This is a genomic window from Pseudoalteromonas pernae (genome assembly GCF_039831865.1).
In the GTDB taxonomy this organism is placed as follows: domain Bacteria; phylum Pseudomonadota; class Gammaproteobacteria; order Enterobacterales; family Alteromonadaceae; genus Pseudoalteromonas; species Pseudoalteromonas pernae.
The window spans coordinates 16,194-38,197 of sequence record NZ_JBDODM010000011.1; the positions used below are offsets into that span (position 1 = coordinate 16,194).

Sequence of the window (22,004 nt, forward strand, 5' to 3'; positions counted from 1 at the left end):
GAAGTAAGGTTTAACATGCAAACATTACAAGCGGACGTGCAAAGTATTTCGCCACTGACAGAATTCGTTTACAAGGTGATTTTAACACCTAGTGAACCTGCACAATTTGAAGCAGGACATTACTGTCAGCTTGTTCTAGGTGAAAAAGACAAACGTGCATTTTCTATTGCTAGCCGTCCAAGTCAGACCCATGAAATTGAGCTACACATTGGTGCTTCAGGTGCGGATTCTTATGCAATGCAAGCATTGGAACACCTTAAAGAGCATCACGCCAACGGCACTCAAGCAACACTTGAAGTCGGCTTAGGAGTGTCACAATTGCGCCTAGAGTGCACACGCCCAATCATTTTATTGGCCGGTGGTACAGGTTTTAGCTACGTGAAGTCAATGGCTGATCATCTCGCTGAAGTTGGCTGTGACCGCCCTGTGTTTTTCTATTGGGGTGTGAAGCACGAATCAGCTTTATATGCCAAAGACGAAATGCAAGCGTGGGCAGCAAGTAACCCGCACTTCACTTTCATCCCCGTGGTAGAGCAACCACAAGGACAGTGGCGAGGTCACACAGGACTGGTTCACCAAGCCGTGATGAAAGACATCGTCTCACTCGAGCCATACTCAATTTACATGGCAGGTCGTTTTGACATGATTGGTGCTGTACGCGATGACTTTATTGAGCATGGTGCACTTCGCGAGCACATGTATGCCGATGCCTTTGCCTTTATCAAATAACGGCTATTGTTAATACATCGAACTAGAAAAGAGGCACTGCCTCTTTTCTGTTTTTTAGAACAGACTAATAGTTTTAATTCATTTTTTTAATTAAACACAAATGACTACACTCCTTACATCAACACAACAGGAGTGTGATTATGTTCAACCTACATGTATCAGATATCTTCAGCCGCAGCTTTTTATCAATCAGCCCAGATTTAGAGCTTACAGACGCCATAGACCAACTAATCAAACATAATGTGCTCGGTGCGCCCGTCGTTGATGAGTCCGGCGCACTAATCGGGTATTTGTCAGAGCAAGATTGTTTGCATCCATTGACGACCAACAGCTACTTTTGCGACGGTCGCATTCAGGTAAAAGAAGTGATGAGTAAAGAAGTGCTCACGTGCGCTTTGAATGATTCATTGCTCGATATCGCAGCACGCATGCAAAGAAGGCATCAGCCAAAGCGTTATCCCGTTGTCGAGCAGGGAAAAATCATCGGCATGGTAGAGCGCTCACAAGTGCTGCAGGCGCTCTCGCAAAGTTATCGCAGTTGCAGCGCAGCGTAATTAAGCACTACGCGCAGCCGCTTTGGCTTTCAATGCGGCTTTATCACCATCGCTGAGGTAGGCAATTTCTAACGCATTCGCTTGTGCCAGCTCAATATCCTCTTTACTCAAGCCAGCCTGATAAGCAGCTTGTTGGTATTCATTATCCAGCTCAATGCCCTGCACCGCAGGATCATCGGTATTAATTGAAGCGAGAATACCGTGGTCGAGGAATTTCTTCAGTGGGTGCGCTGTAATTTCTGCAACTGTACTCGTTAGAATGTTGCTGGTTAAGCACGACTCGATACCAATACGATTATCGCGTAAATAGTCCATCAGTTTTGCATCATGCATAGCGTTTACGCCGTGCCCGATACGGTCTGCACCTAATTGCTCAATGGCTTGCCAAATACTACTGGAATCTTGTGCCTCACCGGCGTGAACCGTTGCGCGCAAATCAGCCTTATGTACTTGCTTGTAATGCTCAACAAACAACTCTCCCGGAAAACCAAGTTCGTTCCCCGCAAGATCCACGGCCACCATGTGTTCTTTAAACGCTAGGATGGCGTCGAGTTCTTGTTGGCATTTTTCTTGGCCAAAGGTACGAGACATAATACCGATTAGATTCACTTGAATGTCGTGTTCTTTCACTGCGCTGTGAATACCGTCAACCACAGCTTCAACTACACCTTGTGGATGTAAATTGTGGTTCATCGCCATGTAATAAGGGCTAAAACGTAATTCCGTATAATCAATGCCTTGAGAAACAGCATCCTCAACATTCTCTACGGCAATACGACGACATGCGTCGTAGTCACCCAGCACTTTCACACCCCAATCTAGCTTTTCTAGAAACGCCATAAGATCTGGGGCAATTTCGACAACCTGCACGTGAGGACGCAGTGATTCTATGTCGGAACCTGGGAGCGCGATATTAAACTGCTGGCCTAGCTCGAGTATGGTTTTGGCGCGAACATTGCCATCTAAGTGGCGGTGTAAGTCGAGTAAAGGTAGCTGGCGATTGATCATGATGACCCCCAAGTGTTAGATAAAATTGCGCGGATCATACGCACTTGAGCAATAAATTCAAGACGAGGCTATGAGAATTGCTGGTCTTTTTTATCTGTTTTCGAAACAGCTTCTGCGCCACTTCTATTATTTGGTAGCTGGCGCGCGATACTTGCAAAGAGCAGATTGGCTTCGATGGGCTTCACCACATAATCGTTCATGCCATAATGCTCTGCGAGCTTCAGATCACGCTCTTGGGCGTTCGCTGATAAGCCAATTATAGGTAAGTCTGTAAGCAATAGCTCATTGCGAATCACTTTTGTCGCTTCCAAACCATCCATATTAGGCATTTGTATATCCATCAACACAATGTCGTACTGCTTTTGACTCACCATCTCAATCGCTTCAATACCATCGTTGGCAATGTCCGGCGCAGCGCCTTTACCCACGAGCATAGCCTTAGCGACTTGCTGGTTTAGAGCATTGTCTTCCACCAGCAAGATAGCGACATCACTTAAATCAAGGTCAGTTGGGGCTTGCGACTCTTTAGGCATGATGTCACTGCGCATTGGCAAGGTACTGTGTTTAGGCAAGAAAACTCTAAAACAAGAGCCCAAACCCTCTTCACTTTCCAGTTCGATACGCCCGCCCATCAATGTCACTAACTTTTGGCAAATGCTCAAGCCTAATCCTGTACCGCCAAATCGACGTGAAGTGGAACCGTCAGCTTGAGAAAATGGCTTAAATAACTGTTTCTGAATATCCTTTCTAATGCCTATTCCAGTATCTGTGACACTAAAACACAACGCATCATCGGCGTCAGCAATCTTTAAGCGGATCGCGCCATGCTGAGTAAACTTAACCGCGTTATTCAATAAATTGAGTAAGACCTGCTTCAAGCGGATGATATCTGTGTTGAATATGGGTGTGACATCTGGAGCAATTTCATAATTAACCAATAAACTCTTGTTGCTCGCCTCAACGCTGATCAGCTGTTTGATTTCCGCACATAACTCCTCGATAACAATAGGCTCTTGATGAAGTTCGAGTTTACCCGCTTCCATTTTAGAGAAATCGAGCAAATCATTAAGTACACGCAACAGCACACTCAAGGCATTGTCAGCCTGGCCAATATACTGCTTAGCCGTCTGCCAATCATTTTGCTGTAGGGCTAAATAGTGCAGTCCTTTGATACCATTAATGGGGGTGCGAATTTCATGGCTCATATTGGCCAAAAATTGAGATTTAGCGCTATTGGCGGTGTCGGCTTTGGCTTTTTCTTCTCGCAACACTTTAGTTTGCTTGGCAACTTGGTCGCGCACACGAATATTGCTGCCTGTAATAGCAATCAAGAAAGTGATCAGTAACCACACAAACAACATGCCGACAACTTGCGCATACCAGTAACCCGTCCAAATGGAACGAACCCCTTGGCGATAAATGTTTAGGCGCCATGTCCTTGCCCCCATATCAAATTCATGAGATTTAATCAGGGCCTCATGGTGCGGCAACGCGAGAATGGCTTGTTCGGACTCGGCGCTTAAATCCACCAGCTCAACACCAATGCCCTCAAAAGATAACTTTGCTAATGCGGATTCTTTGAGTAAAGGAAGGCTAATAACAGCTGCGACATAGCCATCCACTTTGGTGCCAACTGTCGGCACTCGTGCTAAGACCAAGAATCCTAAATCTCCTTTCGGACTACTCTCAAGTTGAAAAGCTGGGGTAACAAACAAGGTTCCATCGGATTTTTGCAGCGAAGAAAAGTACGGTTCAGCACTAATATCTAACCCATAAACGGTGCGCATTCCCTGTGAAAAAAGACCAAAATACACAGGATATTGAAATGCACGAGGCTCAACGTCAAATCGAGGGAACACTTTATAATTCTCAACGCCCTCGTCACGTGCCAGCAACTCTAGCTCACCAATGTTGTTGGGTGCGACTTTCGGCATCCACACGAGGGCATTTATTTCTGGGTTATACGCCATTTGCTTTGCTGTGAAACCATTGAATTCACTACGCTCAACTTGCTCGCTATGAGTCATAAAAGAGGCCAAAATCTGCGTGTTCGCACGTAAACGCGTGAGCACTTCATCAAATTGGTCAATGATCACTTGCGCTTGCGCGGAGTACACCTCATTGCGCTCCTCGAACTTTGAGCTGGCAAACAAATAAAAGGTAATACTGATCATTACATAGATAACTAATGAGGGGACAATGACCTGAAGTCGATGACGCGCAACGGTAAAGTTAAAACCTGCCAGCAGTAAAGGTGTAAAAATCATTACGCCGATACTGTCGCCTATCCACCAAGTAACAAAGTTTTCCAAACGCCCTGATGACGGAATGATGTTGTTAAATACTAGCATTTCGGTGCCAGTAAATGCGGCGATAACACACACTACCGGACCAGCAATAATGATACTGATAATGGTGAGCTTTAAATCGGACAAATCCAGCGGAGTTTTGAGTACACGGGTTATAACCCAGTAGCCTAAATACGCTTGCAGTGTTGAAGCTGTAGACACAACAACAGCTTGCACTGCGACCTGCCAATGCAAAATTCCAGCAATATTATCTAGGTGAGCGATATTGGTGATTAATGCCCCTAACATTACTCCGATAACAGCGCGTTTACCGGCGATAAGTAATGCTGCAAGCGCAATCCCTGAGGGCGGCCACGACGCCACTGCGTAGCCTTCAATAGATAGTAAAGCGTTACTGAAGAAGCCAGTAATGAAGTAACCTAGAGCAACAATAAAGGTTAAGTTGAACAGATTCTTCATTACCCTTCCTGTGATTAATGACTGTGGTCGAGTACAAGCAAAGCCTTCTCTGCTTGCCTTGTTGCACGATAGCTGCGCATAGCTCGGCTTGGGTGCGGCAAGCGCTGCTGTTGAGCCAACACCTTATCAAATATACGTGAAGCGAGTTCGTGCTCTCCTTGGCTTTGAGCTAAATACGCCAAACACAACAACATTTCCGGTTCATCAGGCTGCTTTTTCAGCTCGCCTTGCAATGCTTTTTGCATTTCTTCGACATTACCAAACTCTATTTCACTTAAAATCGTTAACAGCTGAGAGTATTCAGAACGCTTTAGGAGTTTCTTCAACTCATCTTGCACAGTCACGATTTCACCGGCACGCACCATGGCGCGCAGATAGTGAGTATGACCGCCAGTGCGGATTTGCTTGGGTAACTCGCCATTACGCTTGTGTAATGTCTCCACAGAGTCGCTATCAAAGTATGCACGCAATGCCCAATCCCACTCGTTCTCATCCAAGCTTTGCGCCTTGATAAGTCGCGGTGCTAACTGTGCAAACTCATGATATTTATGTAACTTTAGCAACACCTGTGCGTACAGTTTAAGTTGATGAGCGCTGGCTTTTTTACTCGCGCATTGTTCTCGTAAAGTCGTCAAAACTTCCGCTTCACTGTGCGCTGCAAGCCACAAATTCACAGGCTCACTACGGTTCTTATCAGACAACTCGTCCAATAAGTTTAGTGCAAAATCATGATCGCCTTGCTTTAGTCGCGCCTTTGCTTGCATCGCTAGAGAAAAGTCACGCCATTTATCATCCACTTTGCCTTTGGTTAAAGTGTGTTGCACTTGCTGCATGTCATCATTAATCAACGCCCATAGCGCTTGTTCAAGTACCGCTTGCTTACGCTCTTTGCTGCGCGCAAAAAAGCCATGTCGCACATTGCGATAGCTATTAAAGGCATAACGCACAATACAAAGCGATAGGTAGCCTAAAAACAAAACTGCTGATGCAAGAATGATGAAGCTACTTAAGCGTCCTTCGACAGTCCATTCACCAAACGCGATAAGCACGTGTCCTTTATAATCAACAAATAATGGCGCCATAGCCGCCACCAGCGCTAAAAAGATGAAGACAATAAGGAGTCTTGCCATATCAAGACTCCTCTAACGCGGTGACAGTCGCCAAAGAAATAGGCTGGCTAGGAGTTAATTGCTTTAACTGCAATTGCTTTAGCTGGCTCAGGAATTGCGCCGTTTGCGTGTCAGATAAATCGTAATAACGGGTAATCAGATCTGATGCGCTTTGCAATGCCTGTTGGTATAAATCAACATATTGATGAGTTGCTGCAAACCCAGCTTGATCTAGGTTGAAGTGAATGCGTTGTTTGATTAAACGCTGTTGCTCATCATCCAACAGCGGCTCAATAGCAGCTTGACGTTTGCGCACCTTGATAAAGTCATCCACCAACTGATCCCACGTACGCCCTAAATTAGCACGCCAATCCGACACATCAGCCGACAATACGTCATCTGTGCTGGGCTCAACGTCATCAGGAAGGTCGACCATGTTGAAGCTCAATTTATCTACTTGATTACCTAAACCATGGAGTGTCAAAACAATCGCTTCAACATCAGCCACTTCAACGCTGGCCAACATTTGTAAGTCAGTGTGAATTGCGCGACGAAGTTGTGCATTACCCGCATAGCTAGCTAGCAAGGCATCAAGGCGCTGCAGTACTGAGGCTGCACCCGAGTAATTATTTTCAGACCAAATTTTGAAATCCGCCAAAGAGACTAAGCGGCGCACTTCATTCATATCCAATGGCGGTTGGCTGTTATCTTTTGATGCGGCGATACTCTGTTCAACGTGCGCTATCATCGAGCGCTGATTAGCACTTAGCTGGCGAGTGATCTCGTCATCAAACTGCTGCTGCCACTGCTGGCTTTGCTGTTGCTGACGCTGTTGTGCCGCATTGAGCGTAGCCAGCTGCTCTTGCAACGCTTGGTTGGCGCTTTGCAGCTCTTGTATTTGCGCTATCGCTGCACTTTCTTGCTGTGCGGCATTTTGATCTTGTAAGTATTGCTGCCAATACAAGTAGCCAGTTCCGGCGCCAACGCCCAAGGCGACCAACAAAGCCAATAAGCCCACTTTACTTATTTTTTGCGGTGCGTTTGGCTGCGAAGGGCTAGCTTGTGTTGTTACCACTGGCTTTTCGACCGCCGTCTCAGAGTCGTTTGCTGATACTGATGCCTGCTCTGGCTGTTCACTCATACTGGTTTCCTGCTCACAGTTAATGCTTGCGGCGATCGCCTCATTACTGGCCCCCGCAGCGACGGTGATGTTGTCCTTGTCGACACCCAAACTTTCGAGGTGTCCGCGCGTTCTATCACTGACAATATAGAAATGCCGTGATTTAAGCCACTCTAATAATTGATTATTTTGGCAATTGAAGATGGCATCAATGGCACTGTTACTGGTCACGACCAAAGCGTCAACATCGTTCGCGTGCCATTCACTCAACCATTGTTCGCTATCAGGCAAAAGCGCAACACGCTCATACACCGCGACGGCATTTACAAATGCGCCACGTTGCTTAAGTGTTTTGGCTATGACAGTGCGGCCTCCTCGGCCTTTGACCAACACCACATTTTTGCTTTCTACTTGTTGTAACTGTGCCAACGCAACGAGCCCTTCGGAGTCCTGCTGCTTGGGCACTATGGCTTTGGTATTAAAAAGAGATTTGATGGTCTGCGCGGTGGTATCACCAACGGCGAAACATTGGATGTTATTGGCAAGTTTTGGCAGCAACTTGTGCAACCCATAAACTGCATCTTGCGAGACGAAGACAGCGATATCCGCTTCATTGAGCGTCGCCAATTGTTGTTCTGGTGTTGCAAGGTAATCAATACGAAGTACGGGACACAAGCTCGTCTTGTGTCCTTGCTTCTCAAGCCTTGCTACTAACTCTTCACCTTTACCCTGTGGCCGAGTAACAACAATATGCGCCATGGCTGTCTTCCGTTTTATTTATTTAATTTCGCCGTAAACTTTCGCCAAAATAACGTCTGCACCTTGGCTTAAGAGATCTTCTGCTAATGCCACCCCTAGCTGTTTGGCTTGCGCGATAGGTGCTGAGCTCTGTGCACGAAGGATTTGCTGACCATCTAATGAGCCCACCAAACCGCGAAGGTGTACTTGCTCGTTTTCAACAACTGCATAGGCACCAATTGGCACCTGACAGCCGCCTTGCAAGCGACGGTTCATCGCTCGCTCGGCATCCACGCGAATTCTTGTTTCGGTGTGCTCCAATGGCGCAAGCAATGCTTTAATCACTTCATCATCGCTGCGGCACTCAATACCCACTGCGCCTTGACCATTCGCTGGCAATGACTCTTCAGCGCTGATAAAGCTACGGATACGCTCACTCATCTCGAGACGAATTAAACCCGCGGCGGCAAGAATAATGGCATCATATTGACCTTCATCTAGCTTAGCTAAACGGGTATTTACGTTGCCGCGTAAATCACGAATATCTAAATCAGGACGACGCGCTTTTAGTTGGCATTGACGGCGCAAACTGGATGTACCCACCACTGCACCTGCCGGTAGGCTATCGATATCGCTATAGTGATTCGAGACAAACGCATCACGTGGGTCTTCACGCTCACAAATCGTATGTAATTCTAATCCTTCAGGGAAATCAACTGGCACATCTTTCATCGAGTGCACTGCGATATCGGCGCGTCCTTCAAGCATGGCTTGTTCTAACTCTTTAACAAACAAACCTTTGCCACCTACTTTTGCTAGCGGTGTATCAAGGATGATGTCACCCTTGGTTGTCATGGTCACTAACTCGACTTCAACATGGGGATGAAAGCGCTCAAGTTCCGCCTTTACAAACTCGGCTTGCCATAAAGCTAAGGCACTTTTACGGGTGGCAATACGCACCCGCTGCGTTGCAGTTGTCATGTAATTCCTACTTCTTTACTAAAGCTTGGCAATGAGACGGAACTCTCGTGTTGCCAACAATTTATTATTACTGTCTCTTAATTCAACACGCCACAGGCCGGTCTGGCTCGGCATAATGTTCTTTGAAGAAAACGTGCGGTAACGTGCGGTGTGTACACCCAATTCAACATTTGCTAGCGCTTGGCCTTCATAGTACCAAATATGGTGAACTTTTTGCCCCTGCAATCCACGTAATTCGGTAAAGAACACCAGCTGGCCATCAAAGTCACCCATTGATACTTCACGACCGAGCGAGCTCACAGGCTCACGGTCTTCGATGTTGGTCGTCAGCACCGCGCGGCTTACTTTGTCGGTGTCAATTTTGCTGCCTTGGGCAAGATTTGCGACTTTCGCTTGTTGATCAAATTCATTGCGGTTATCTGCAACAAACTCTTCATCCGCCACCGTGCCGTCTTGCTGTTGTGAATCATCGGTTGATGCTGCGCTCTGAGCGTCCGCCACTGCAGTTACTTCAACAGGTGCTGTGTCTTTTGCAACTTCGGCTGTCGATTTTTCGGCAAGAGTTTCTTGGGCAGAAGTCGTCGCCTCGCTTGTATCAAGGGCTTGCTCAACAATTTCCTCACTGTCGTCAACGGCTGACGCTAACACAGCTACATTGTCACTTGGTAACACTTCGCCAGCGGTTGGTTTTGCAACCACCAATGCTTCGTGGGTCGCTTGAGCGTCTGCGTCCTCAGGCAAATGAGTTTCAGAGGTGTCGACGGCGCTTTGCGCTGCACTTGCTTGTTCCGCGATTGCTGGCGTACCTGTTGCGTACCAAAGCCCTGATGAAGCCACCAATGCAACCCCTACCGCCATGGTGATGCGGCGCCAGTGCCACTGATATTCAACGTCCTTGCGAGCGATGCGCTGCGTTTTATTCTTCATATTCGCGGTGATCACGATCTTTTGTCCCATGCGCTTGTTCCTAAATCTCTTTTAACTTAGACGCTCTATAAGCCATTGTCGAATAGCTGTGAGTTCTTGATCGCACACCTGATGTGCCATCGAGTAGCTTTGCCAAGACACATTCATGCCCACATTTTGCAAGCACTGATAGGCTTGTTTACCCGCATCCAGTGGCACCACATTATCGAAGTCGCCATGGGCCATAAAAATGGTTAAATCTGTGTGCTTTGCTTCCTCTGCCAAGCGCTCAGGTTGCGACATATAAGTCGATAGCGCCATCACGCCCGCCAACTTATGTTGATAGCGAGGAGCCAAATGCAGTGCAATAACGCCACCTTGGGAAAAACCAGCCAAGACAATTTTATCTGCAGGAATACCTGAAGCTATCTGCTCATCAATCAACGCACTGATACGCTCAGAGGATTGTTGCACACCTTGGGCGTCGGCGCGTTTATCTAGATCAAGAGATTTGATGTCATACCACGCACGCATTTCCATACCGCCGTTGATCGTGACTGCTTGAATCGGTGCGTGAGGGAACAGAAATTTCACAGCCAATTCATTGGGAAGTGCTAAATGAGGAGCAACAGGAGCAAATCCTTCACCCGAATCGCCCAAGCCATGTAACCAAATGACCGTTGCTTTATGTTCTGTACCAGCTTGATAGGTTACGCCATCGAATTGAGTCACTTAGTCATGCTCCCAGCGAACTTCTTCACCTGCCTGCTTAGTCGCTGCGTCACACATAAACTGCCAAAATTCTGCGCCCGAGCGATTATCTATCCATTTATCGCCATGTAGTTCAAAGTGATGACCATTAAATTTAGTTGCTACCCAAACTTGGTGCAGCGGCGCTTGTTTGTTAATGACTATTTTGCTGCGATCAGCAAAGATGATCTCTAAGATGCCAGACGCTGACTCATAATCTAGGTCTGCATCTAGGTCATCAATCTGTTCTTCGATGGTTAACATCAAAGCGTCAGCCAACTGATGATACTGGGTGTCTGTCAGGGTGGTTTCACTCATTTTGGCTTGCGCTCCTGTGGCTGGCCGTGGCGTTCTACGGGAAATAATTCAACTGCAACGACTACATTTTCGGTATTTTCTGTTACTCTGCGATTATAAAACGAGTCATATTAATTATCTATCGAATCGCTATGTATAACAGTAACCGATTGCGTCTTATTATTGCGGCCACCAGCTTAACGCTTCTGAGTGCATGTGGTCAAAGTGGCCCTTTGTATCTTCCTGAAGATGCACCGCAAAACCAACCTGTTGAAGATGACCAAGGTCAAAATGAACAGCAAAACCAAAATGCGCAGCAAGCACAACAATAAGCATAGTGTTGATTGTCGTTTACAGGCATAGTAATGGCATAGAACGGACGATTTAAGAGCCTTATGTTAGTTAACTTTTCCAAAATGCACGGGCTGGGCAACGACTTTATGGTCGTTGATAACGTCACCCAAAATATCTTTCTATCCCGCGATCAAATAAAAACGCTGGCCGATCGTAATTTTGGCGTGGGTTTTGACCAGTTATTAATGGTCGAGGCGCCTTATTCTCCAGATTTAGACTTCCATTACCGCATCTTTAATGCCGATGGCAGCGAAGTTGAACAATGTGGCAATGGCGCCCGCTGTTTTGCGCGCTTTGTACGCATGAAAGGGCTGACCAATAAGCACAAAATAGCCGTATCCACTAAGGGTGGCAACATGGTGCTATACATTGAAAAAGATGGTCAGGTTACTGTAAATATGGGACTCCCCATATTGGAACCAAAAGAAATCCCACTCAAGGCCAGCAAACGTGAACTAACCTATATCTTGCGCCAACAAGAACAAACATTGTTTGTGGGTGCAGCTTCGATGGGTAATCCGCACTGTGTCATTGAGGTAGATGACATCAACACCGCAGAAGTAAAAACCTTAGGCCCATTGGTTGAAGAACATGAGCGCTTCCCCAAAAAAGTAAATGTGGGTTTTATGCAGGTGATAGACCAGAACCATATCAAACTTAGAGTATGGGAACGTGGCGCCGGAGAGACCTTAGCGTGTGGTACAGGTGCATGTGCAGCAGCCGTAGTGGGACAGCTACAAAATAAGTTAAGCAGTAACGTGAAAGTAGAGTTGCCTGGGGGCGCCTTGCAAATTCGTTGGCAAGGTGAAGGTCATCCAGTAAAAATGACGGGCCCAGCGGAACACGTATTTGATGGACAAATTGCCCTATGAGTGAATTGAGCAAAGAGCAAGTTGCAGAGTATTTGCAACAAAACCCAGATTTCTTTTTACAGCATCCGCACCTGTTTGCAGTGATGAATTTTGGTGGTGCACATGAAAGTGTTGCTTCTTTGCAATTACGCCAGCAACAACTTCTACGTGAGCAAAACCAACACTTACAACACCAACTGCAGCAGTTAATTAGCCAAGCTAAACAGAATGAACAGGTGTATCAAGTATTCAGCGCCTGCCATCGTCAGCTGATGAGTGATTGTGAGTTTATTGAACTTGCCCAAGGTCTTGAAGAGCTTATTTGCGCACAGTTACACATCAGCGAATGCAAGCTCGTAAAGTTCACTCCAGATCTTCAACCACTGCTGGACAAACGATTAAACAACAGTCACTACCTAGGCCGACTATCAGAGCAAGAGCAGTCTTTGATTTTCAACAACCCAAGCAAAAGCGCGGCTTTGTATCTTATTGGCGAACCTGAAGCACCTATCGCTTTGCTCGCCTTTGCCAGTGAAGACGAATTGCATTTTGAACCTGCCCAAGACAGCTTCTTCATCTTCGAGTTTGTTAAAGCCCTGCAAGAGCGTTTAGCCACGTTATCATGAGCGACAACAAAGCACTGACCTTTTCAACAATGAGTGAAGTGTGGTGCGAACCGGTTGCCAGTTATCGGGATTACCTGCGCTATGAAAAGCAATACTCGAGTCACACCTTAGAACAATATGATCGCCAACTGTTAGAAGTCGCACGCTATTTTCATGCTGATAAAGACGGTTGGCTGGCACTCAATGCCGATGATATCCGCAGATTTGCGATGTCATTGCGCGCCAAAGGGCTGGGTGCACGCACAGTGAACCTTAAACTCAGCTGCTTGCGCGCCTTTTTTCGCTATTTGAAAAGCTACAACCCCTTTCAAGAAAACCCAGCTCAGTATGTGAAGGGTCCCAAATTCGATAAACCCTTGCCTCGCAATTTGGACGTTGATCAAATGCATCAACTCCTAGATATCGACGATGATGACCCACTGGCAATACGTGATAAGGCCATGATGGAGCTGATGTATTCAAGTGGTTTACGTATAAGTGAATTGGTTAACGCCAATTTGGCTGATCTCGACTTACGAGGCGGTGAAATTCGCGTATTGGGTAAAGGCAACAAAGAGCGCATCGTGCCGGTCGGTTCAAAGGCGATTGCAGCACTTAACGCATGGTTGAAGTTACGCATCGCTTTTGTTGGCGCTGACGACGCGGCCTTATTCTTATCCAAACGCAAAACGCGAATCTCTATTCGGCATGTTCGCGAGCGCATGCGTGAATGGGGAGTAAAACAAGGCCTCAGTGCGCAAGTTCACCCACATAAACTGCGCCATTCTTTTGCCTCGCACGTATTGCAGTCCAGCGGTGATTTACGCGCAGTGCAAGAATTACTTGGACACAGTAGTCTATCCGCAACTCAGGTATATACCCATTTGGATTTTCAACACCTCGCTAAGGTGTATGATAATGCTCATCCACGAGCCAAGAAACAGAAGTGACATGATGCGATTTAACCGAGCCATTGACCAAGCTAAAGTCCTTAGCTTCGACTTAGACGACACGCTTTATAATAACCACCCAATTATCAAAGCGGCACTGCAGGCTCAACATGACTACTTGCAAACTTTACCTGCATGGCGTGAGCAAGATCACGGCTTTTGGTTGCGCTGTCGCAACGCGGTGATAAAGCACCAGCCTACGCTTATAAATGATGTCACCGAACTAAGAAAGCAAGCACTCACTTACGCTATAAACTCTATTGGTGAGGATGAAAGGCATGCGGTGAACGCGTATGAAGCGTTTGCCGAAGCACGCAGTCAGATCACTGTCAGTGACGAGGTACTGGCTCTATTAGATGCACTCAAAAGCAAGTACAGACTAATAGCTATCACCAATGGCAACGTTGATGTGAATAAATTTAACCTTAAAGGTCAGTTTGAGCAGGTGCTCATGGCAGGACCCGATGGCGATGCCAAACCGCGCCGTGCATTATTTGATAACGCTGCGTCGAAATTGCAGGTTGCGAACCACAACATTATTCATATCGGGGATAGCCTAGATACGGATGTGCAAGGCGCAAACAATGCAGGGTGTCGCAGTGTATGGCTCAATAATCAAGGCATTACCTACGCCTACAAAGGTCTACCTTGCTGCGAAATTAGCGACATCATGGCGCTGCGCGCATTTTGCTAGTTTAGAGCATTTTCACCATATAGCTGCGTCGGCCATCCAAGGGATAATCTGGCATCGCAAACACTTCCTCATATCCATGGCGACGATAAAATTGCGGTGCTTGAAACTCCAAAGTATCAAGTACCGCCTTTGTTGCTCCTAAAGTTGCTGCGGCATGTTCTAATTTGCCTAATAACTCACTGGCATATCCTTGACCTCGTGCCTCTGGGTGAACCCAAAGCCAATCTATCAATAGCCAATTACCAAAACTGCGTCCTGCTATCCCGCCAATGCGCTCACCTTGCTCATCGCAAATACTAAAACCCACGTTTTTACGCTCTACCGGCCAGTGATCTTGGTTAAATGCCACTACTTGGTTTTTCAGCCAATCGCTGAGTTCATTGCTGTTGTCAGCAACTATGTCGCTACGCTTCATGTAAGAATATCCGTGATACACTAAGGCCAGAATAATAACCGAGTATACATCGATGAGTCAGTACACAATAAAGATAGCCTCTTTGCAGGACTGTTTGACTGTACATAATCACACACCTGAAATGCTCGGCGACGCGACCTTAGCTATGTATCAAGAACGAATTGGCGACAACCCATACCTCGCGCTTGTTGCTGTATACCTAGACCAGCCTGTCGCTTTTAAACTAGGGTATGCAAAATCGACAGACACTTTTTATAGCTGGCTCGGAGGCGTATTACCTAACCACCGTGGTCATGGTCTCGCGAAGAAACTCCTGCACAAACAAGAACTATGGGCAGTAGATAATGGCTTTAAATGTATCGAAGTGAAATCCATGCTGCGCTTCGAAGCAATGCTTACAATGTTGCGCACGCAAGGGTATACGCAAACTACAGCGGATGATGGCATCACCGAACAAAGCAAAATTCACTTCATTAAACACTTCAGTCGCTTACCTAAATAATCTATTTTAATAATTTACTGTTTATAAAAACAGTATTCTATTTAGCCAAAGCAGAACTCTTGTTATACTTGCCTGACTATTAGAAGGTGGACGTAGCGATGGACGTATCTGAATTACTTGATGGCTTGAATGACAAACAACGCGAAGCGGTAGCAGCACCGTTGCAAAATATGCTGGTGCTAGCAGGCGCAGGCTCAGGTAAAACGCGCGTTCTCGTTCATCGCATTGCATGGCTAATGCAAGTAGAAAATGCCTCCCCCTACAGTATTTTTGCCGTAACCTTTACCAATAAAGCCGCTAAAGAAATGCGTGCTCGGGTAGAGCAAACAATTCAAGGCTCTGCAGGCGGAATGTGGATTGGCACCTTCCACGGCCTCTCACACCGTATTTTACGCGCTCACCATCGCGAAGCTAAGCTGCCGGAGTCGTTCCAAATTCTCGACAGTGATGATCAACAACGTATGATCCGCCGCTTACTTAAAGCCATGAATATTGACGAGAAAAAGTGGCCAGCAAAACACATCGCTTGGTATATCAGTGCGAAAAAAGACGAAGGCTTACGCCCTGGCGATATCCAAGCCTACGACGTCAACGAACAGCTACTCCTGAGAGTGTATAGCGCCTACCAAGAGGCGTGTGATAGAGCCGGTTTAGTCGATTTCGCGGAAATTCTGTTGCGTTGCTATGAAGTCCTGCAGCAACACCCTACTTTGCTGCGCCACTATCAACAGCGTTTTGCTCATATTTTGGTAGACGAGTTTCAAGATACCAACACCATTCAATATCGCTGGTTAGCACTGCTCGCCGGCGATACAAATTCGATGATGATCGTTGGTGATGATGACCAAAGTATTTACGGCTGGCGTGGCGCGCGGATCGAGAATATCAAACGCTTTTTAGATGATTTCAATGCCGAAACCATTCGCTTAGAGCAAAACTATCGCTCTACCGCTACCATTTTGAAAGCCGCCAACTCGCTTATTGAGAACAACTCTGAGCGCATGGGTAAAAGCCTATGGACTGACGGCAATGAAGGTGAACCGATCTCAATTTATGCGGCCTACAACGAGCTAGATGAAGCCCGTTTTATAGTCGGTAAAATCAAAACCTGGCTGGAAGCTGGTAATGCCTTGAGTGATAGTGCGATTCTCTATCGTAACAACGCTCAATCTCGTGTTCTTGAAGAAGCCTTGCTGCAAGAAGGCATGAAATACCGCATTTATGGTGGTATGCGCTTCTTCGAGCGCCAAGAGATCAAAGATGCTCTATGTTACTTGCGTCTGGTCAGCAACCGTCAAGATGACGCTGCATTTGAGCGCGTTATCAATACACCGACGCGCGGCATAGGTGATAAAACTCTGAGCCATATTCGTGATTGTGCTCGCGCCGAGTCTTTGCCACTTTGGTATGCGGCGAAAACCATTCTTGAGCAAAAGCACTTATCCGGGCGCGCGGCTACCGCGGTAAGTCGTTTTCTTGAATTAGTTGATGGGGTTGAAGCACATATTGGCGACCTCACCCTTGCCGAGCAAGCAAAGTATGCTATCGAAAATACGGGCTTGATGGCCATGTATCAGGCTGAAAAAGGTGAAAAAGGCCGCGCTCGTGTAGAAAACTTGGAAGAGTTAATCAACGCCTGTGAGCAATACGAGCTGCCTGTTGATGAAGAGTTCTCCTCACCACTGCAAGGCTTCCTTGCCTATACCTCACTGGAATCAGGCGAAGGCCAAGCAGAAGAACACGAAGATGCTGTGCAAATGATGACGCTGCACTCGGCAAAAGGATTGGAGTTCCCACTGGTGTTTATGGCCGGTGTAGAGGAAGGTATGTTCCCATCACAGCAAAGCCAAGAGGAAAGTGGCCGTTTAGAAGAAGAACGTCGCCTTTGCTACGTAGGTATGACGCGCGCCATGGAAAAGCTCTATGTTACCCATGCTGAAAGTCGACGTTTGTATGGACAAGAGAAGTATCACAGCCCATCACGTTTCTTACGCGAGTTACCTGACGACTGCATCGAAGAGATTCGCATTAAAACTAAAGTTACGGCACCGCAGCAAGCCAGCCGCTTTAGTCACTCACTGACCCAAGCAGCCTTTGCCGACAGTGGTTTCAATTTAGGGCAGCGCGTGCTGCATGCCAAGTTCGGTGAAGGTACGGTACTCAATTATGAAGGTGCAGGTCCGCAGTCGCGTGTGCAAGTGAACTTTGACGATGTTGGTAGCAAATGGTTAGTCACTGCCTATGCGCGCTTACAAGCCCTCTGAGCTAACTCAACTTAAGCGCAACCTATCTCAGCGTAGATGGCGCCAAGCCATCTTGTTGCGTGGTGAGCAAGCGTGGTGCACAGAGCAGCTTTCTTACCTACAACAAGATATTAATGAGCCATGGCATGTACTCAGCACGAACGAGCAACTTAACCATGCACAATGGCCAACTCATCTGCACCAAATTCTAGGGCAAGAGCATTCTAATGCAGCATACGATTGTTTCAGTGGCTTTTTTGCAGACAAGCTCGCAGCCCTCAGTGGTACTGTAAGTGCCGGTGGGCTTTTGGTTATCATAATGCCCGAAGACACGTCGCATTTCGTCGACCCTGGTATCAGCAAGCTAGTATCATATGGCTATCACACCCCAGCTACCAGCCATTTTTGGGCGTGGCTGGAGCAACAGCTATCCAACACACAATTTATAAACGTGTGCCAAAGTGTCTCATTCAACGCTTTACGACCTAATTGGCCAACCATACATTCAGAGACTTTCGCGAGCGCACAGCAACATCAACAACAAGTCATTGAACGCATAAAAGCGGTAGCTAAGGGCCCTGAAAATTGCCCATTACTGATAAGTGCTGACAGAGGCCGAGGCAAATCATCTGCCTTGGGCCTAGCAGCGGCACACCTCAGCGGCCAAGCCATTATTCTCTGCGCTATTCAACGCCGAGCGGTGTCGAGTGCGTTTAAGCATCTGGCGTTAGCGCGCGGGTTACCAGAGCCTGATGATCATATTCACCACTTGGATAACCTCACTTACATGCCACCGGATCGCGTTGTTCAAGAACAACCTCAGTGCGATACCTTGTTTGTAGATGAAGCGGCTACGCTACCAATCCCTATCTTAAAAACGCTATTAAAGATGTATCCTCGCGTTGTGTTTGCTAGCACACTCGTGGGTTACGAGGGCAGCGGTCGCGGCTACACATTGAGATTCAAAAAGTTCCTCGACAAACATTATCCATCACATAGCGAAAGTTTATTACACATCCCCTTTCGCTTTGCTAATGGCGACCCGCTTGAACAAGGAATAAGCCGCTTGTTGGCGCTCGATTCAGCATGTAACGAACTAGCGCTTACAGACACCAGCGTCGTTCACAAAAAGATAAGCGTAACTGAACTACTAACAAAACCTGAGCTACTAAAACAAGTTTTTGCACTGTTAGTATTGGCCCATTATCAAACTTCCACGAATGACTTTCGGCAATTATTGGATGCGCCCGGTCAGCAACTTTTTATTACTTTACATAAAGATCAGTTAGTTGGTGTTGCTCTGGTGATGAATGAAGGGGGCTTTGATAAGGACCTCGCCAATCAAATAGCGAGAGGACAACGCCGCCCGCAAGGGCATTTGCTTGCGCAAAGTCTGGCTCAACTCGCTGGCAAAGGCGCGATTGCACAATTACACAGCGCTCGCATCGTGCGGATCGCGATTCATCCAGATGCTCAGCATCTAGGCATAGGCACCGCCCTGATATCTTATATTGAAATGGCGTGTAAGCGAGATCACTTCGATATACTAGGCACCAGCTTTGGCGCCTATGGTGCGCTTGTCCAGTTTTGGCAAAGGTTGGGATTTCATAGTCTCAAGCTTGGCTTCAAACGCGATCATGTCAGTGGCGAGCACAGCCTATTAATGGCAAAAGCGCTCAGCAATGAAGGTGATGCAGGCTTAGGGCCTATCATTAAACAATGGCAGCGAGATGCCACATATATACTCCCTCATTTCTTTGCGAATATAGGAAGTGATTTAACAGCGAAGTTGCTCAGTGAAAATAGCGACATAGACTCTGAGAACGACGATATGGAACCGCTCTGTCGTTTCGCGCGAGGTGAGCTCGCGTTTATTCATGCTTTTGCCCCGTTAATGCGGTTCACGAGTAATAACCCAGCTGTACTTGAACAACTGGATGAGCAGCAACAGCGTCTTTTAGCACAACTAAAAGCCAAAAACTGTACACAAATTAAACACAAGCATAGTAAAAAGCAATTCAACCTGCTATTAATGGCGTTAGTTCAATCCGTTATCGCACAAAGGTTGTAGTACTATGATTCGCGCGCTATTGCTGATGTTAGTTATCACCTCCAGCGTTGCAGCTAAACAGCCACAGAGCTTTACTCTCGGTATGTCCAGTGCAACTCAAGGTCCAGCAAAAGACATAGGCTTATCGTTAGGCTTAGGAGCTCAACTATATTTTGACCGACATAATCGCGAAAATGAATCCTTCAAAATCAACCTAGTTCACCTCAATGACGGTTACGAACCTCTCAATACGGTTGCCAATACGCGGCGTTTGATTGAGCTTTATGAAGTTGATGCGTTATTTGGGTATATGGGTACACCGACAACCACCGCCATCCTTGATTTAGTCAGAAAACAACAAGTGCCTTTATTGTTCCCTTATACGGGGGCTCAATCATTTAGACTCAGTAAAAATGAATTCATCATTCACTTACGTAACAGTTACGAACATGAAGCAATTGCCCAGGCTAAATATCTAAAAAGCAAAGGAGCTAAGAATATTGCCTTGTTAGTTCAAGCAGATGAATTTGGATTAGAAGCAGGAAACAGTCTCATTACGGCTATGAAAGGGCAAGGTCTCAACGTCACCAATACTGCTCGCTTTCGTCGCAATAGCACGGACATAGAGTCTGCTATAAAAGTGCTGTTCAGCACACCCGTTGATGCCGTTGCTTTGGTTGGTACTTATAGCCCGGTGGGAGAATTCATCAACAAAGCTCATGAACAAGGTCATTCGCCTCTATACACCGCGATGTCTTTTACGTCGCAAGCTTCCTTATCAAGTCTGATAAAGCACCATAGTATTGTGATGGTCACCGAAGTAGTTGCTGACCCACTTACTTGCCAGCAAGGCTTGTGTAGCTTATTTAAAGAAGATCTCACCCAAGCCGGCGTAGTCGCACCGAACAGATTACACTTTGAGGGCTACCTCAATGCATACGCGACAACAAAAATAATCGATTTTTGCCAAACTCGTTCGAGTAATTTGCAGCAATGCATCATCAGTTATGGGTCGCGCGTAGTCCGCAATGACCCTGATTTAACCGCCTTGTTTAAATTAAATGAAAAGGTCGGCGATAATGTCTATCAAGTCATGCTTAATTAATTGTATTTCTGGTGAAAATACACAACTGAGCTAAGCTTTATATCACCAGTCATTGTTCTGAACGTATCTAATGGATTTTGTAAATTTCCGAGTTGGCAGCAAAACTATCTCTCTGAAAATTTTGGATATTCTTTTCACCGAGCGTTATGACGATAACCTCACTAGCTTACCGAACGAGAACCCTAGCTTTCTCGGGGTTAAAGACTACATGGACACACCAACCCCAGTTTTTGACTTAGGTATCATGCTCAACAAACAGTCCACAAAAAGTGCCAACGTCGCACTAGCCGAAACTATAGAGCAATACATCACGTTCAATAACAAGTGGTTCAGTGCGTTAGAGCGCTCGATTGATAACAAAGAAGCAATGAGCAGCGAGCTAGACGAACAAATGCGTCGCTTCATCTCATGGTATGAAAGTGCCAACGTACAAGATCCTGACTTAAAAGACCTTTTCAAGCGCCTTGCTGTTCCTCACCGGCATATCCTAGAGCAAGCTAAATTATTGGGAGGGCTTACACCAGAACAAGCCAAAGAAATTCTCAGCAAGGAAAAGCGGAACAACATGGCACAGATAACTCGTCTTCTGAGTTCGGCGAAAGAATTGCTGACTTTCAATCACAAACCAATCATTGTCTATACCACCAAAGACGGCGTGACTCCTTACATTGGCCTTTTAGTTGATCGGGTAGAAGACAGTATCAGTGTTGACCAGAGTGACGTTAAGTCTTTAAGTGAACTCACCTCAATTGGTTTTGAGGTTGATAGAGAGACTAAACATATGATGGCGGGATTAATTAAACTTAAAGACAGCCATTCACTGATTATCGAGCCCAGCGCAATATTCCGACCACAACACCTTACTCATGAACCCGAAGAAACAGAAGCATACGGACTCTTCTAACTCTCCTCGGGTCCTAAACGCCAGAAAGCAAAAAACCCGCTGCATTACTGCAACGGGTTTCTTTAATTCGGAGTCAGGGGCGCCTAGTCTGGTGATGGCCCGGCTTACGGCCTGAGGCCTCCAGCGCTCAAGCGGATGAAGTAAAACTCTTTACTTCATTATTTCCGCTTTCTCCCTACTTTCACATGGCAAATGCCACACTCTCAGCGGTCGGGGACGCCTAGTCGGGGCCGGCCTTCCGGCAGTTCCGTTTCACTTCTGAGTTCGGCATGGGCGGGGCTGGCCTTCCAGTCTGGTGGGTCCTGAACGCAAAAAACCCGCTGCATTACTGCAACGGGTTTCTTTAATTAGGAGCCTGGTGATGACCTACT

General features: G+C 46.6%; 21 protein-coding genes. 12 read left to right on the top strand and 9 right to left on the bottom strand.

Translation table 11 applies throughout. From position 1 onward, the window contains the following. Positions 1-15: 15 nt before the first annotated feature. Positions 16-729, top strand: a complete 714-nt coding sequence (gene fre, locus V1358_RS17640; protein ID WP_347392107.1) for an NAD(P)H-flavin reductase — start codon at positions 16-18, stop codon at positions 727-729. A gap of 140 nt (positions 730-869) precedes the next feature. After that, entirely contained in the window at positions 870-1,283 is a 414-nt protein-coding gene (locus V1358_RS17645) for a CBS domain-containing protein (RefSeq protein ID WP_347394368.1), read from the top strand. Here the strand turns inward: V1358_RS17645 and add are convergent, their stop codons facing one another. From add to cyaY, 8 genes are all read right to left on the bottom strand, one after another. Next, a complete protein-coding gene (gene add / locus V1358_RS17650) occupies positions 1,284-2,291 on the bottom strand; it encodes an adenosine deaminase (protein WP_347392109.1) in 1,008 nt (335 codons plus the stop codon). A 68-nt stretch (positions 2,292-2,359) separates the two neighbouring features. After that, positions 2,360-5,059: an ATP-binding protein gene (locus V1358_RS17655; protein WP_347394369.1), complete on the bottom strand. Its 2,700-nt coding sequence runs from the start codon at positions 5,057-5,059 to the stop codon at positions 2,360-2,362. Between the two features lie 14 nt (positions 5,060-5,073). Further along, positions 5,074-6,189, bottom strand: coding sequence for a heme biosynthesis HemY N-terminal domain-containing protein (locus V1358_RS17660; protein WP_347394370.1), 1,116 nt, complete (start codon positions 6,187-6,189; stop codon positions 5,074-5,076). A gap of 1 nt (position 6,190) precedes the next feature. Further along, entirely contained in the window at positions 6,191-8,047 is a 1,857-nt protein-coding gene (locus V1358_RS17665) for a uroporphyrinogen-III C-methyltransferase (protein WP_347394371.1), read from the bottom strand. An 18-nt stretch (positions 8,048-8,065) separates the two neighbouring features. Next, positions 8,066-9,007: a hydroxymethylbilane synthase gene (hemC, locus tag V1358_RS17670; protein ID WP_347392113.1), complete on the bottom strand. Its 942-nt coding sequence runs from the start codon at positions 9,005-9,007 to the stop codon at positions 8,066-8,068. A gap of 18 nt (positions 9,008-9,025) precedes the next feature. Further along, positions 9,026-9,964, bottom strand: a complete 939-nt coding sequence (locus V1358_RS17675; protein ID WP_347394372.1) for a DUF2914 domain-containing protein — start codon at positions 9,962-9,964, stop codon at positions 9,026-9,028. A gap of 21 nt (positions 9,965-9,985) precedes the next feature. Then, the gene (locus V1358_RS17680; RefSeq protein WP_347392115.1) at positions 9,986-10,645 is read right to left on the bottom strand and encodes an alpha/beta hydrolase; all 660 of its coding nucleotides are present in this window, start codon (positions 10,643-10,645) and stop codon (positions 9,986-9,988) included. Further along, on the bottom strand, positions 10,646-10,966 hold the full coding sequence (cyaY, locus tag V1358_RS17685; RefSeq protein ID WP_347392127.1) for an iron donor protein CyaY: 321 nt from the start codon (positions 10,964-10,966) through the stop codon (positions 10,646-10,648). It lies immediately after the preceding gene. Positions 10,967-11,112: 146 nt separating this feature from the next. Here cyaY and lptM point away from each other — a divergent pair, with 146 nt between their 5' ends. The 5 genes from lptM to V1358_RS17710 all read left to right on the top strand — a co-directional run bounded on the left by lptM (position 11,113) and on the right by V1358_RS17710 (position 14,414). Next, positions 11,113-11,292, top strand: a complete 180-nt coding sequence (gene lptM, locus V1358_RS17690; protein WP_347392116.1) for an LPS translocon maturation chaperone LptM — start codon at positions 11,113-11,115, stop codon at positions 11,290-11,292. Positions 11,293-11,355: 63 nt separating this feature from the next. Beyond that, positions 11,356-12,186, top strand: coding sequence for a diaminopimelate epimerase (gene dapF, locus V1358_RS17695; protein WP_347392117.1), 831 nt, complete (start codon positions 11,356-11,358; stop codon positions 12,184-12,186). Then, on the top strand, positions 12,183-12,791 hold the full coding sequence (locus tag V1358_RS17700; protein ID WP_347394373.1) for a DUF484 family protein: 609 nt from the start codon (positions 12,183-12,185) through the stop codon (positions 12,789-12,791). The genes dapF and V1358_RS17700 overlap by 4 nt, the downstream gene beginning before the upstream one ends. After that, positions 12,788-13,720, top strand: a complete 933-nt coding sequence (xerC, locus tag V1358_RS17705) for a tyrosine recombinase XerC (RefSeq protein ID WP_347392119.1) — start codon at positions 12,788-12,790, stop codon at positions 13,718-13,720. Before V1358_RS17700 ends, xerC begins: the two co-directional genes overlap by 4 nt. 1 nt (position 13,721) lies before the next feature. Beyond that, positions 13,722-14,414 (top strand): HAD-IA family hydrolase, encoded by a 693-nt coding sequence (locus V1358_RS17710; protein ID WP_347394374.1) that lies wholly within the window; start codon positions 13,722-13,724, stop codon positions 14,412-14,414. A gap of 1 nt (position 14,415) precedes the next feature. On the opposite strand, the gene V1358_RS17715 is transcribed toward V1358_RS17710, so the two are convergent. Continuing rightward, entirely contained in the window at positions 14,416-14,829 is a 414-nt protein-coding gene (locus V1358_RS17715) for a GNAT family N-acetyltransferase (RefSeq protein WP_347394375.1), read from the bottom strand. Positions 14,830-14,881: 52 nt separating this feature from the next. On the opposite strand from V1358_RS17715, the gene V1358_RS17720 reads away from it, so the two are divergent. From V1358_RS17720 to V1358_RS17740, 5 genes are all read left to right on the top strand, one after another. Beyond that, on the top strand, positions 14,882-15,331 hold the full coding sequence (locus V1358_RS17720) for a GNAT family N-acetyltransferase (protein ID WP_347394376.1): 450 nt from the start codon (positions 14,882-14,884) through the stop codon (positions 15,329-15,331). A gap of 98 nt (positions 15,332-15,429) precedes the next feature. Continuing rightward, a complete protein-coding gene (gene uvrD, locus V1358_RS17725) occupies positions 15,430-17,595 on the top strand; it encodes a DNA helicase II (RefSeq protein WP_347394377.1) in 2,166 nt (721 codons plus the stop codon). Then, complete coding sequence (locus V1358_RS17730; RefSeq protein ID WP_347394378.1) at positions 17,573-19,645, top strand: GNAT family N-acetyltransferase; 2,073 nt, start codon at positions 17,573-17,575, stop codon at positions 19,643-19,645. Before uvrD ends, V1358_RS17730 begins: the two co-directional genes overlap by 23 nt. Before the next feature lie 4 nt (positions 19,646-19,649). Continuing rightward, entirely contained in the window at positions 19,650-20,729 is a 1,080-nt protein-coding gene (locus V1358_RS17735; protein ID WP_347394379.1) for an ABC transporter substrate-binding protein, read from the top strand. Between the two features lie 70 nt (positions 20,730-20,799). Continuing rightward, complete coding sequence (locus tag V1358_RS17740; protein ID WP_347394380.1) at positions 20,800-21,633, top strand: chemotaxis protein; 834 nt, start codon at positions 20,800-20,802, stop codon at positions 21,631-21,633. Positions 21,634-22,004: the final 371 nt, after the last annotated feature.

Coding starts and splice junctions, on each gene's coding strand:
- add (WP_347392109.1), bottom strand. CDS start 2,291: ATGATCAATCGCCAGCTACCTTTACTCGACTTACACCGCCACTTAGAT.
- V1358_RS17730 (WP_347394378.1), top strand. CDS start 17,573: ATGCGCGCTTACAAGCCCTCTGAGCTAACTCAACTTAAGCGCAACCTA.
- fre (WP_347392107.1), top strand. CDS start 16: ATGCAAACATTACAAGCGGACGTGCAAAGTATTTCGCCACTGACAGAA.
- V1358_RS17665 (WP_347394371.1), bottom strand. CDS start 8,047: ATGGCGCATATTGTTGTTACTCGGCCACAGGGTAAAGGTGAAGAGTTA.
- hemC (WP_347392113.1), bottom strand. CDS start 9,007: ATGACAACTGCAACGCAGCGGGTGCGTATTGCCACCCGTAAAAGTGCC.
- V1358_RS17735 (WP_347394379.1), top strand. CDS start 19,650: ATGATTCGCGCGCTATTGCTGATGTTAGTTATCACCTCCAGCGTTGCA.
- V1358_RS17740 (WP_347394380.1), top strand. CDS start 20,800: ATGGATTTTGTAAATTTCCGAGTTGGCAGCAAAACTATCTCTCTGAAA.
- lptM (WP_347392116.1), top strand. CDS start 11,113: ATGTATAACAGTAACCGATTGCGTCTTATTATTGCGGCCACCAGCTTA.
- V1358_RS17645 (WP_347394368.1), top strand. CDS start 870: ATGTTCAACCTACATGTATCAGATATCTTCAGCCGCAGCTTTTTATCA.
- V1358_RS17660 (WP_347394370.1), bottom strand. CDS start 6,189: ATGGCAAGACTCCTTATTGTCTTCATCTTTTTAGCGCTGGTGGCGGCT.
- V1358_RS17655 (WP_347394369.1), bottom strand. CDS start 5,059: ATGAAGAATCTGTTCAACTTAACCTTTATTGTTGCTCTAGGTTACTTC.
- uvrD (WP_347394377.1), top strand. CDS start 15,430: ATGGACGTATCTGAATTACTTGATGGCTTGAATGACAAACAACGCGAA.
- V1358_RS17700 (WP_347394373.1), top strand. CDS start 12,183: ATGAGTGAATTGAGCAAAGAGCAAGTTGCAGAGTATTTGCAACAAAAC.
- V1358_RS17720 (WP_347394376.1), top strand. CDS start 14,882: ATGAGTCAGTACACAATAAAGATAGCCTCTTTGCAGGACTGTTTGACT.
- V1358_RS17675 (WP_347394372.1), bottom strand. CDS start 9,964: ATGGGACAAAAGATCGTGATCACCGCGAATATGAAGAATAAAACGCAG.
- xerC (WP_347392119.1), top strand. CDS start 12,788: ATGAGCGACAACAAAGCACTGACCTTTTCAACAATGAGTGAAGTGTGG.
- dapF (WP_347392117.1), top strand. CDS start 11,356: ATGTTAGTTAACTTTTCCAAAATGCACGGGCTGGGCAACGACTTTATG.
- V1358_RS17710 (WP_347394374.1), top strand. CDS start 13,722: ATGATGCGATTTAACCGAGCCATTGACCAAGCTAAAGTCCTTAGCTTC.
- V1358_RS17715 (WP_347394375.1), bottom strand. CDS start 14,829: ATGAAGCGTAGCGACATAGTTGCTGACAACAGCAATGAACTCAGCGAT.